Raw genomic sequence first — 14,279 nt, forward strand, 5'->3', positions numbered from 1 at the left:
GTCTTCGAGAACTACCCCATCAACCCCGACCACAACAACAAACACAACCTCACCATCACCCACGTCACCGCCGAAGAAGCCACCAACTACCCCCTCACTCTTGTGGCCTACGACGGTTCCCGGATGAAGATGCAGCTGCGCTACGATCCGGACCTGTTCAGTGCGAGCACGGCGCAGAGCCTGCTGGATGAGCTGTGCGCGCGGGTCGAGGAGCTGGTGTCAGGGGCGGACCTTCCACTCCGCCAGCTGAGCCTCGCCCCGGCCTCCGACGAGGAGCGGCTGCGCGCCTGGGAGCAGACCGGCGAGGCTCTTCCCGCTCGTACATTCTTCCAGATGCTGCGCCGGCACGCCGAGCGGCGTCCAGACGCACCCGCTGTCACCAGCCCCGAGGGGACCTGGTCCTACGCACGCCTGCTGGACAGCACGACCCGTATTGCAGCCCACCTGCGCGGGCGCGGCGTCGAGGCCGGTACGCGGGTGGGCGTATCCCTGGAGCGGGGCCCCTGGATGCTCGCGACGCTGCTCGGCATCTCGGCCGCCGGAGGCACCTACGTGCCGCTGGACATGAGCTACCCCAACGACCGGCTCGCCTACATGGCCGGCGACTCGGGAATCACTCTTATCGTGGGTCAGACCGGCTCTGGAGCCATGACCGCCTGCGATGCCGCTGAGCGCATCACGCTCGAGGAGCTGCTGGCCGGTCCCGAGCGGCACGGCTTCCCGTCGGTCCTCGGCACCGATCTCGCGTACATCATCTACACGTCGGGCTCGACCGGCCGCCCCAAGGGCGTGGCGGTCACCCATGCCGGTCTTACCTCTCTTGGCCGCTCCATGAGCAGGAGATTCGGGACGGACCCCTCCTGGCGGGTCCTGCAGATGGCATCAAGCAGCTTCGACGCCTCTATCATGGAGGTCCTCATGGCACTCGACGCCGGCGCGTGTCTTGTTATGCCCGCGCCGGGACCTCTTGTCGGCGAGGAGCTCGCCACGACGATGGAGGCGGAGCATGTCAACCTTGCGCTTGTTCCTCCATCAATCCTGGCCACCGTGCCGAAGGGGCGCTGCCCCGAGCTGCGCACCCTGGTTGTCGGCGCCGAGGCCTGTTCCTCCGAGCTTGTGCGGATCTGGGCCCCCGGACGCACCATGATCAACGCCTACGGACCCACCGAGGCGACCATCGCCGCAACGATGAGCAGCCCCATGACTGCCGACGTCGAGCCGAACATCGGTGTTCCGTTGGATGGTGTGGTGGCGCGTGTGCTGGATGGGGCGTTGCGTCGGGTTCCGGTGGGGTGTGTGGGTGAGCTGTATCTGGGTGGGGCGGGTGTGGCTCGTGGTTATCTGGGTCGGGCGGGGTTGACTGCGGAGCGTTTCGTGGCTGATCCGTTCTCCGGGGGGTCCCGCCTGTACCGCACCGGCGACCTGGTCCGGTGGGACCGGGAGGGCCGGCTCGAGTTCGTCGGGCGGGCCGACTCCCAGGTCAAGCTGCGCGGCTTCCGGATCGAGCTCGGCGAGGTCGAGGCGGCGCTGCGGTCCCTGCCCGGGGTTCACAATGCTGTGGTCGTCGTGTCCTCGCAGGCGCCGGGGGGTGCGGCTCTTGTGGCCTATGTCGTCGGGCGGGAGGGGGTCTCCTCCTCGCGGCTGCGCGAGCTGCTGGCGGGTCGTCTGCCGGGTTACATGGTGCCGGCGGCGGTGGTGGTGCTGGACTCGATGCCGTTGACGGTCAACGGCAAGGTCGACCGCCGGGCGCTGCCCGCCCCGCAGTGGGGCGGTGGCGCGCAGGGCGATCCGGTCGAGCCCCGTACCGCTGTCGAGCGGATTCTGGCGTCGGTGTTCTGTGAGGTCCTGGGGCTGGAGCGCGTCGGCGTCCACGATGACTTCTTCGCTCTGGGCGGGGACTCGATCCTGAGCATCCAGCTGGTCTCGCGGGCCCGCCGCGAGGGCCTGGTGATCAGCACCAAGCAGGTCTTCTCCCGTCCCAGCGTCGCCGCCCTGGCCGAGGTCGCCGCTGCGAGCGGGGCCGCGGGCGCCACCGGCACCGGCCCGGTTGTCGGCCCGGTCGAGCCCACCCCGATCATGCGCTGGTTCCACCGCACCCACCCCGTCGGCCCCGACCACTTCAACATGTCGGTCCGCCTCGAGCTGGCCGACACCTTCCAGCCCGAGCACCTGCCCGCGATCGCCCGGGCGCTCGCCGAGCACCACGACATGCTGCGCCTGCGGGTCCTGCCCGACGGCACCCATCGCATCCTGGCGCCCGACCAGGCCGGCATCCCGGTCGAGACCATCGACCTGACCGGCCTGGACGACCAGGCTGCCGCCGCCACCCGCGAGCACCGCATCCACCGTCTTCAGACCAGTCTCAGCCTCGCCGACGGCCCGCTGGCCCGCATCGCGCTGTTCACCGGTCACGGCCCCGACCAGCTGTTCCTCCTCGTCCACCACCTCGTCGTCGACGGCGTGTCCTGGCGCATCCTGGTCGAGGACCTCTTCACCTGCCACGAGCAGGCCGCCACCGGCAGGCCCCTCGACCTGGGCGCCCGCACCACCAGCTTCCAGGACTGGGCCCACCGGCTCACCACCGCCGCCCAGGACGGCTACTTCGACGACGAGATCGACCACTGGCACGGTCTCGCCGAGACCCCCACCACCATCCCCCGGGACTACGACCGCACCGGCAACGGCACCGTCGCGACCCAGGCCGCCACCACCGTCCGCCTGGACCCCGACACCACCCGCGCCCTCCTGCGCAAGATCCCCACCGTCTACCGCACCCGGGTCAACGACCTCCTCCTGGCCGCCCTCACCCGTGTCCTGCGCACCTGGACCCAGCACGACACCCTTCTCATCGATCTTGAGGGCCACGGCCGCGAGGACCTCTTCGAGGATGTCGACCTGTCACGCACCGTCGGCTGGTTCACCACCATGTTCCCCCTCGCCCTGGCCTACGCCCCCGACTGGGACACCCAGATCAAGACCACCAAGCAGACCCTGCGCGACGTCCCCCGCCACGGCATCGGCTACGGCGCCCTGCGCTACGGCACCCACCACGACGTCCCCGCGCCCGCGCCCGCCGTCAGCTTCAACTACCTCGGCCGCTTCGACCACGACGGCCCGCTGCACACCCGCCTCGCCCTGAACAACGGCGACGAGTGCCACCCCCAGGAGCAGCGGCCCCACCTGATCGACATCGTGGCCTACGTCGATCAGGACGACAGGCTCGCCCTGTCCTGGCTCGCCTCCTCCACAGCGCACAAGCCGGAGACCATCCAGCGGCTCGCCGACAACCTGACCCAGGAGCTCAAAGAACTGGTCACGTTCTGCCAGTCCGAGCAAGCCGGCGGAGCGATCCCCTCCGACTTCCCCCTGGTCGACATCGACCAGGCCACCACCGACCGCCTCGCAACCACCACCACCGAGGACATCTGGCCCCTGACCCCCATGCAGCAGGGCATGCTGTTCCACTCCCTGCTCAACGGCGACAACGCCTACCTGGAGCAGATCACCCTGACCATCGAGGGCCTCGACGACCCGGACCACCTCGTACGCGCCTGGCAGCAGGTCATCAACACCACCCCCGCCCTGCGCGCCGCCCCCGTCTGGGACGACCTCACCACCCCGCTGCAGACCATCACCACCCACGCCACCATCCCCGCCACCATCCACGACTGGCGCCACAAGGACCCCCGCACCAACCACACCGACCTCGACCAGCTCCGCCACAACGACCAGAACACCCCCCTCGACCTCACCACCGCACCCCTGATGCGACTCAACCTCGTCCGCACCACCGACACCACCACCACCCTCATATGGACCTTCCACCACATCCTGCTCGACGGCTGGAGCCTGCCCCTGGTCCTTGACGACGTCCTCACCACCTACACCGGCACCACCCCCGCACCACGCCCCAGCTTCCGCAACCACCTCGCCTGGCTCACCCACCAGAACCACCAGCAAGGACTCGCCTACTGGCACAACACCCTCGCCAACATCGAGTCCCCCACACCCCTCCCCTACGACAAGACCCCCACCGCAAGACGGGAAGCACGCTCACGACGCCGCACCGAGACCACACTGAGCACCACCCAGACAACCGCCGTCCAGGACCTCGCACGACAAGAACGACTCACCCTCAACACCATCATCCAGGGAGCCTGGGCACTCCTCCTGGCCGCCCACAGCGGACACACCGACATCATCTTCGGCGCCACCACCAGCGGCCGCCCCGCCGACCAACCAGACATCGAGAACGCCATCGGCATCTACATCAACACCCTCCCAGTACGCACCACCATCACCCCCACCACACCCGTCACCACCTGGCTGCACAACCTCCAGGACCACCAGCTCACCGCCCGCCAGCACGACTACCTCCCCCTCAACCGCATCCAGGCCCAAGCCGACCTCCCCGGCGACACACCCCTGTTCGACAGCCTCGTCGTCTTCGAGAACTACCCCATCAACCCCGACCACAACAACAAACACAACCTCACCATCACCCACGTCACCGCCGAAGAAGCCACCAACTACCCCCTGGCCCTGAGCGTCTACGCCGATGACAGGATCCGCCTGATCCTCGGGCACGAGCCTTCGATGTTCGAGCCGAGGACCGCCCGGCGCCTCCTTGACGACCTTGAGAGGATCCTCCTGTCGCTCGTCGAAGACGGTGAACGACCACTCGCACAGGTCGCCGGCGCATCCGACGACCGGATCGCGGTCTTCAGTGATGGCGGCAGCACGCCCGTAGCGCGTCTCAGCGTGGTCGACCTCTTCCGCGAACAGGTCCGCCGCGCCCCGGAGGCGCCCGCTCTTGTGAGTGCCGACGGCGCCCTCACCTACCGCGAGCTGCACGAGCGGGCGACCCGGGCCGCTCAGGCCCTGGCGGCAGCGGGCGCGGCACCCGGCTCGCGCGTGATGCTCTCCATGAAGCGCGACCGCTGCGTCGTGGTCGCCATGCTCGCGACACTCATGCTCGGCGGGACATACGTGCCGCTGCACGATACCCTCCCAGCCGAGCGCGTGGCCCGGCTGGCGCGGACGCACGATATGTCTATCGCTGTTGCCAGTGCGGAGGATGCGGGGCGCTTCCCGCCCGACATGACCGTTGTCGAGATGGCGGAGGACGGGACAGTGCGCGAGGGCAGCGGCACCAGCGCGTTGCCGGCCACGGCGCTTCTCCCGGGCCATCCCGTGTACATGATGTTCACTTCCGGCTCCACGGGGACGCCGAAGGGTGTCGTGGTGTCGAATCAGAACGTCGTCTCGCTCGCCGGCGACCACCGCTGGGACAAGGGGCATGAGCGAGTGCTGTTCCACTCCCCCCATGCGTTCGACGCCGCGACCTACGAGATCTGGGTTCCGCTGCTGCGAGGAGGGACCGTTGTGGTCGCTCCCGGGCAGGCCCTCTCGCCCCAGTCCCTCAAGGAGCTGGTGGCGGAGCACAGGATCACGTCTGCTTTTCTCACGACGGCGCTGTTCAACCTCTTCTCGCAGGAGGACGCCTCCTGCTTCGAGGGTCTGCACCAGGTCTGGACGGGCGGCGAGGCGGCTGATCCGCAATCATTCGTTCGCGTCATTGACGCGTGTCCGACAACGGCCGTGCACCACGTCTACGGCCCTACGGAGACGACGACGTTCGCCACTGCCACCCCGATCACGAGGGAGCAGGCCGCTGCGGGATACTGTCCTATCGGAGTCCCGATGGACAACACCACGGCCCGGGTCCTTGATGCGAGCCTGCGTGAAGTGGCGGTGGGCGCGGTGGGCGAGCTGTACCTCGCTGGTGCGGGGACCGCATTGGGTTATGACGGAGGCCCAGGCCTCACCTGTGAGCGCTTCGTAGCCGATCCGTTCTCCGGGGGGTCTCGCCTGTACCGCACCGGCGACCTGGTCCGGTGGGACCGGGACGGGCGGCTCGAGTTCGTCGGGCGGGCCGACTCCCAGGTCAAGCTGCGCGGCTTCCGGATCGAGCTCGGCGAGGTCGAGACGGCGCTGCGGTCCCTGCCAGACGTGGCGCTCGCCGTCGTATCGGTCCTCAGGCAACCATCCGGGGGGAAGGCTCTCGTCGCGCACGTGATGCTCGACACCGGGAGCGAAGCCGATACGCAGAAGATGCGCGACGCCCTCTCGGCGATCCTGCCCGGCTACATGGTGCCGACGGCGATCGTCATAGTGCCCGCCCTGCCCCTGAACCCCAACGGCAAGGTCGACCGCCGGGCGCTGCCCGCCCCGGACTGGGACAGCGCCGCGCAGAGCGGGTTCGAGGAGCCGAGGACGCCGACCGAGGAGCTCGTGGCCGAGATCTTCTCTCAGATCCTGCACCGCAAGCGCGTCGGCCGCCACGACAACTTCTTCGACATCGGCGGTGATTCGGTGAAGAGCATTCAGGTCGCGGGCGAGATCCATCGGGCACTGGACCTCTCGATTCCAACCCGAACGCTATTCGACGCCCAGACGGTCCAGGCCTATGCGCAGGCGGTGGAGGACCACCTGTCAAAGGGCCTCTGACAGACGAGCACCTACCAGGAAGCAGGAACATGAGCGAGACGACAGACAGCCATCGGGCCAGACTGCAAGAGGAGGTTATGCGCCGACTCAAGAACCGCGCAGGGCGACAGGACGACATACCCGTCGTGCCGCGCTCGGGTCCGCTGGAACTTTCCCACGCCCAGCAGCGTCTGTGGCTGCTGGACCAGATGGAGCCCGGCCGCACCGACTACAACTCCGGATTCGCCCTCGAGATCCGGGGCCGGTTGGACGTCTCCGCGCTCGACCGGGCCCTGACGGCGCTGGAGCGCCGCCACGAGTCGTTGCGGACGACCTTCACGGAGGTGGACGGGCAGGGCCGCCAGGTTGTGCACGCGCCGTCCCCGGTCGCCGTGGCACCCGTGCAGACGGATCGGTCCCGTCTGGCCGACGCCGTCGCCGAGACCTACGGCGCTCCGTTCGACCTCACGGAGGGACCGCTGTGGCGACCCTGCCTCTTCCGCACCGGGGATGACCATCATGTCCTGCTCGTCACCATCCATCACATCGTCACCGACGGCTGGTCGATGGGTATCCTCCAGAGGGAGCTCGACCTCCTGTACCGTGCCGCGGCCGCGAACGCCGACATGTCTGCGGACTCCCTCGCCAAGACCCTGCCGGAGCTGCCGTTCCAGTACGCGGACTACGCCGCATGGCAGCGAGCACGGCTCTCGGGACCGGCGTTCGACGCCTCCCTGCAGTACTGGCACGACAAGCTGGCGCACGCCACGACGGTGATCGACCTTCCGCACGACCACCCGCGACACAAGCGGCGCCTCACAGGCGGCGCCAACCACCGCATGAGCATCGACAGCGAGACGACGGCCCGACTGCGCAATCTCGCAAAGGAAGAGCATGCGAACATCTACATGACGCTGCTGGTGGCGACCCGGATCGTCCTGGCGCGCTGGTCCCGCCAGGACGACGTCGTGCTGGGCACCGTGACCGCGGGTCGCGATGATCCCCGGTTGCAGCCACTGGTGGGTTTCTTCGTCAATACGCTGGCGCTGCGGGGCGCTGTGGACGAGACCCTGTCGTTCCGCGAGAACCTGCGCCGGACGCGGGACGAGGTGCTGGCAGACTTCGATCATGTGGAGGTGCCCTTCGATCTCGTGGTCGACGCGGTGCTCGATGAACGCGACCCGGCGGTTCCTCCACTCGTGCAGGTGGCGCTCATCCTGCAGAACGTCGGCACTGTCACTCCCGCGCTCGGCGACCTCTCCGTGTCAAGCTTTCCCGTCGCGCGAAAACAGTCCGTCTTCGACATTGCGATCGAGGTCGTCGAGTCCGAGACCGGCCTCGACGTGTCGTTCGAGTTCGACCGCGGGCTGTTCGAGACGAAGACTATTGTTCGAATGGCCGATGATCTCGACAGCGTTCTGCGCCAGGCGCCGGACACCGCTCCTCTCCGGCAGCAGCCGCTGAGGGCCCCTGAGCCGGGTGCGTGGTGTGGGCCGGATGCCCCCGCCCCCGCCACGCTGATGGAGCTGTTCACGGCTCACGTGGCGGACACGCCGGAGGCACCGGCCGTCGTGGGCCCCGATACGGTGATGACCTACTCCCAGCTCGACCAAAGGGCCGCGCGTCTGGCGGGACACCTGCTGGCCCGGGGGCTGGGGAAAGGCGACCGCCTCGGAGTCTGCCTGCCGCGCGGGCCCGAGCTGATCACGGCTTTCCTGGCCTGTTTCTACGCCGGTGTCGTCTATGTTCCTCTAGACCCTGACTATCCAGCCGATCGGCTGGCGTACATGACGGCCGACGCCCGGATGGCGGCGGTGCTCACGAGCGAGGAGCAGTCCGACCGATTCCCGCAGAACGTTGCCTGCATTCATATGGGTGAGGGCGAGCCGACTCGTGCGGCCAGTCGGGTGGACCAGCCCGCCTACATGATCTACACCTCGGGATCCACGGGGCGTCCCAAAGGCGTGCTCCTCAGCCATCGCGGCTTCGCGGCCGCGTCCGCCATGCAGCGAGACGTGTGGGGCATCGGCACCGGCTCCAGAGTCCTACAGTTCGCATCGCCCAGCTTCGATGCGTCCATCTATGAATTCCTCATGGCGCTCACGCGGGGGGCGGCACTCGTCGTTGTCCCGCCGCCGATGCTCGCCGGTTCCTCACTGCGATCCACACTCGCCGACCTCGGAGTGACCCACGCCGTCATCCCTCCCGCCCTCGTCGCAGCCCTGGAGGACGAGGACCTCGCCGGAGTGACCACCCTGGTCCTGGCGGGAGAGGCGTGGAGCGGCGAGCTCGTGGAGAGATTCGGCTCCACACGCTCCGTGTACAACGGCTACGGCCCGACCGAGGTCACCGTCTGCGCCTCCGTCTCCAGGCGTTTGCAGGGACTGTCCGGCGATGATGTACCGCCGCTCGGCAAGCCGATCCCTGGGTGTCGTCTGCAGCTGCTGGACCGCTGGCTGCGGCCGGTGAGCGACGGCATTCCAGCCGAGCTGTACATCGGCAGCGAGGGCCTGGCCCTGGGCTACTGGAACCGCGCCGGCCTCACGGCCGAACGCTTCGTCGCAGATCCGCACGGCCCGCGCGGCAGCAGGATGTACCGCACAGGCGACCTCGTACGGCGACGGCCCGACGGCGCGCTCGAGTTCCTGGGGCGCACCGATACCCAGATCAAGATCCGCGGCTATCGCGTGGAGCTCGGTGAGATCGAGAACGTGCTCGCGACGCTCAAGGGAGTCGAGCGCGCCGTCGCGACCGTGACGGGCCAGCCGGGCAGCACGCGTCTTGTCGCCTATGTGGTCCCCTCGCAGGAGAGGACGGTCTCATCGGACTCCTTGGCGGCCGAGGCCGCCGCCGTCCTGCCGAGCTACATGGTGCCCGCCGCATTCGTCGATCTTCCTGAGGTGCCGCTGACTCCCAACGGCAAGGTGGATAGGAGGAGGCTCCCGGCCGTCGACTGGTCCAAGCTCGACGGCCAAGAGCCTGCTGAGCCGCGGACCGACATCGAGCGGAAGCTGGCAGCAATCTGGTGCGACCTCCTGGGGCTCGACCACGTAGGGGTGCGCAGCAGCTTCTTCCGTATTGGAGGCGATTCCGTCACGGCGGTGCGAATGGTGGCGAAGATCGCCGAAGAGCTGGGAGACCGGCTACCGGTCCGCAGAGTCTTCGACAGCCCGACGATCGGCGAGCTCGCAGCGCTGCTGGAGGAGCGCCATGGTACCGGCACCGCGCCGGCAGCCGTCCTCGAGCGAGTCGCCGACGCCGACCGCTATCCCCTTTCCGCCGCCCAGCGCCGGCTCTGGTTCCTCCAGACTCACGATCCCGAGGACACCTCCTACAACTCCGGTATCGCACTGCGGCTACGCGGCGTGAACGCCTCGGCGCTGGAGCAGGCCCTGCGCAGGCTGCTCGACCGGCACCAGTGTCTGCGGACGGTGTTCACGAGTGATGAGGACGGCACCCCGATGCAGACCATCCTGCCCGCCCCTGACGCTCCGGTCCTCAACCGCGTCGATCTGAGCCACCTGCCCGAGCATGAGCGTGAGGATGCCGTCTCGCAGGCGGTGGAGACATTCATGCACGCGCCCTACGACCTGTCCGCCGGGCCACTCACCCGTTGCCTCCTGGTCCGGGAGGCGCCCGGGAAGCACGTTCTCGCTGTTGGCATGCACCACATCATCATGGACGCGTGGAGCCTATCGATTATCTCACGGGATCTCATGGCGCTGTACGCGCGGTGCAGCGGACGCGAAACGCCCGCCCTCCCGCCCGCGACGGTGCGATACATCGACTACGCGGCCTGGCAGGACCGTTTCTGGAAGTCGCCGGACTATGAGTCGGGCCTCGCATTCTGGCGGGAGCAGCTGGCTGGTCTCGAGCCCCTGGATCTTCCGACCGACCACGCCCGCCGCAGCGTCCGCACCGGCCGGGGAGATACCTGCGCCTTCAGTGTCCCGGCTGCGACCCTCGCGGGTCTGCAAGATCTTGAGCAGCGATCAGGGGCCACTCTCTTCATGGTCCTGTACGCGGCGACGCTGCTTGTCCTATCGCGCCATTCGGGGCAGAAGGATATCGCCCTCGGAACCGTCACCTCCGGCCGCGATCACGTCGGCCTGGAGAATGTGGTCGGCTTCTTCGTCAACACGATCGCGCCCCGTATCGCAGTTGACGAGGACGAGGACCTGCTGACGCTGGTCGGCAGGGTCCGCGACCGCCTCCTGGACGCGTTCCAGCACGCTGACATCCCGTTCGACAGCGTGGTCGACGCGATCAGCCCTGCACGGGATCCTTCGCGTCCGACGCTCGTGCAGGCTCTCATCTCGCTGCAGAACGCCCCGACCGGTGACGGGTGGGCCCTGGAGGGGGTCGAGGTCGAGGAGTACCCGGTCTCCCGCAACCACTCGCTGTTCGACGTCAGCGTGGACTTCGCCGAGGCCGACGGGATGCTCACCGGCATCGTCGAGTACGACGCCGACCTGTTCGACCCCGGCAGCATGGCTGAGCTCGCGCAGCATCTTGTCACCGTCCTGGCCGAGCTCGCGCACCATCCGGAGAAGCTGGTCCGCGACACCGCCCTCATGACTCCGTCGGAGACCGAGAGGATTCTCGCAGCGGGCACCGGCCCGGCCGGCGCAGACGCCCCACCGCTGCTGCCCGAGGCCCTGCTTGCGAAGAACGCCCACGAGCGGCCGGACAGCCCCGCGGTCACCGCGCACGGCGCAACGGTGTCCTTCGGCGAGCTCAGTGCCCGCGTTCAGCGCACGGCGGCGGCCCTATCGGCGCGGGGCATCGGCGTCGGCGACCGGGTGGCGACAGCGCTGTCACGCTCCGTCGACGCTGTTACCGGCATCTTCGCAGTATTGCAGGTGGGAGCGGCGTACGTGCCCGTCGACCCGGCCGGCCCGGCGGACCGCGTACGCCACATCCTGTCGCAGTCCAGGGCGCGGGCCGTGCTCACGGACGTGAACGCCCGCGAACTGCGAGCACTCGTCGGCGAGAATCTGCCGATCCTGCCCATGCGCGCGCTTGAGGACTACGAGAGCACGGCGAGCATGGCGACTGCCCCGGTGCGCGAACCGCGGCCGGACGATGCTGCGTACATTGTCCACACATCGGGTTCTACGGGTGAGCCGAAGGGCGTCGTCGTCACCCGTGCCAATGTCTCGGCCATGCTCACCGCCTACCGCATCGCGGTGCTCGATGAGATCGACCGCTCGGACACAGGCCGCGAGCTCACTGCCGCGCACCTGTCGGCCTGGACCTTCGACGCCTCCTGGGACCCGCTGGCGTGGCTCTTGAACGGCCATCACCTCCACATTATCGACGAGGAGACCCGGACGGACCCCGAGGCCCTGTGCGCGTACCTCTCTGACGCCCGTATCGACTACTTCGACACCACCCCGTCCTACCTGGAGCAGCTTGTCACCGCAGGGCTGCTCGACGAGGGGCACCATCGCCAGACCGTGCTCACGGTCGGCGCAGAGGCCCTCGGCAGCACCCTGCACCATAGGCTGGCCGCCGCCGGCATCCCGGCCGTCCTCAACTTCTACGGGCCTACCGAAAGCACGGTCAACAGCACGGTGTGGCGCGTCACCGACGGGGAGAGGCCGCTCATCGGCCGTCCCGTGGCCGGTCTCACCGCCCATGTGCTCGACGACCGGCTCCGGCCGGTCCCCGCCGGGGTCCGCGGAGAGCTGTACCTGTCCGGCGCCAATGTCGCGGCATGCTACGACAACATGCCTCGGCTGACCGCAGAGCGCTTCGTCGCGTGCCCCGGTGCGGACGGCGCTCGCATGTATCGCACAGGTGACCTTGTCCGCTGGACGGGAGAGCTGCAGCTGGAGTTTCTCGGCCGAAACGATAATCAGGTCAAGGTCAGAGGCTTCCGAATCGAGCTGGGCGAGGTCGAGAGCGCCCTAACAGCGCTGCCCGATGTCGCCCGGGCAGCCGTCGCGGTGCGCGAGGACGTCCCGGGCGTCCGCCGGCTGGTCGGCTATGTTGTGCCGGATTCCGGAGCGTCGCTGGACATGGTGACGCTGCGATCGATGCTGCGCGAGGTCGTACCCGAGTACATGGTCCCCCAGGCGCTGGTGCCTCTCGAGGCTCTCCCCCTGAGCTCCACGGGTAAGACGGTACGTGCGCTGCTTCCACCACCGCCCGACGAGGCCTTCAGCACCGCCGCGTTCGTCGCCCCGGAGGGGGACACCCAGACGCGCCTCGCGGCCATCTGGGCGCAGCAGCTGGGGGTCAGCCGTGTTGGGGCGCACGATAACTTCTTCGACCTCGGCGGCGATTCCATCTTGAGCATCCGGCTCGTGTCGCAGATCCGCGCTGCCGGCTGGGAAGTCACCACCAAGGATCTCTTCACCTACCAGACTGTCGAGTCTCTTGCGGCCGCGCTCGACCAGCGCCGTCCCGCCTCGGCGAGGAGAACTGAGTACGAGAAGGTCGAGGGGCCCGTCAGCACGTCGGCGATCAGCCACTGGTTCTTCGACTCGCACGTACTGGCTCCGCAGCACTTCGACATGTCGCTGCGCTACGAGCTGGCCTCCGGCATCGACATCGATCGCCTGAGGAGCGCTCTGCTGGCGCTCGTCGAGCATCACGACATGTTGCGGCTACGCGCGCACCGGGACGCCGATGGCTGGCACCAGCACCTTAACGGCGGGGTGGACCCCGGACTCGTGCATGTCGTTGAGATCGGTGGGCGCCCCGCCGACGAGGCAGTGCTGGAATGCGCGAGGCGAGAGCGCAGTGCGAGCAGGCTCGAGAACGGACCGCTGTTCGAGGCCTTCGTCCTCGCACAGGACGGGTGTCCGCGAGAGCTTCTCTTAAGCGCCCATCACCTGGTAGTGGACGCCGTCTCCTGGCAGATCGTCCTGGAGGATCTTCAGACCCTTTACGACGCCGGCGGCACAACAGCCGCACGCCTGTCAACCACCTCGTTCCCCACCTGGATGCGACGTCTGATCGACTGCACGCGCGCCGGCGCCTTCGACAGCGACCTCGAGGCCTGGACCGACACGGTGAGCCGAATCCGCTCGATTCCCACAGACATGAACGACGGAGCGCATAATGTGGCGTCGGAGCGCACCGTAGTGGCGTCAGTCCCAGCGGATGTGACCGAGCACCTTGTGAGTCATACAACCGGGGTGCTCCGATGCCGGATCGACGATCTCCTCCTCGCCGCTCTCGCCCACGTGATGACCCGCTGGGCGGGCCAGCCGGAGATCGTGATCGAGAAGGAGGGCCACGGCCGCCACGATCTCTTCGAAGACGTGGATCTCTCCCGTACCGTGGGGTGGTTCACGACGCTCTATCCACTCGCTCTCAAAACCTCGCCTGCAAGTACGTTGGTCGAGCTCGTCGCGAGCGTGAAGCGGCAGACGAGGCAGGTGCCGGAGGGAATCAGCTATGGCGCCCTCCGCTACCTGCGAGGCGCGCCCGACCAGGGCCTCGTTCCCGACGCACCCGCCCCCGTGGTCTTCAACTACCTCGGGCGCTTCGGCGAGGATATCCGGGGAGACGGGGTTGTGGCCCGCATGCTCCCCACCCCGGGCTTCGACCACGCCCCGCAGGAGGCGCGGTCGAACCTGCTCGACATCACCGGCGCGCTGATAGACGGTTCACTGTCATTCAGCTGGACGTACTCGAAGAACCGTCATCGCGAGAACACCGTCCAGCGACTGGCCAACAGCCATGTCGAGACTCTCACCCGGCTGGCCGCTGAGACGCCTGCACGGCAGCACCTGAGAGACGAGCCGTCCCGTCCCACTACAAGAAGGAAGTGACTC

General features: G+C 68.1%; 2 protein-coding genes. Both read left to right on the plus strand.

The features are described 5' to 3' along the window. A partial coding sequence (locus tag O145_RS09730) for a non-ribosomal peptide synthetase (RefSeq protein ID WP_156966695.1) occupies positions 1-6,510 on the plus strand: 6,510 nt, incomplete at its 5' end. Between the two features lie 77 nt (positions 6,511-6,587). Continuing rightward, on the plus strand, positions 6,588-14,276 hold the full coding sequence (locus tag O145_RS09735; RefSeq protein ID WP_267489928.1) for a non-ribosomal peptide synthetase: 7,689 nt from the start codon (positions 6,588-6,590) through the stop codon (positions 14,274-14,276). Positions 14,277-14,279: the final 3 nt, after the last annotated feature.

Origin of the sequence: Actinomyces israelii DSM 43320 (genome assembly GCF_000711965.1) — a bacterium.
Taxonomy (GTDB): Bacteria; Actinomycetota; Actinomycetes; order Actinomycetales; family Actinomycetaceae; genus Actinomyces; species Actinomyces israelii.

Bases quoted from the DNA above. Each gene is read 5' to 3' on its own strand.
- O145_RS09735 (WP_267489928.1), top strand. From the start codon at position 6,588: ATGCGCCGACTCAAGAACCGCGCAGGGCGACAGGACGACATACCCGTC.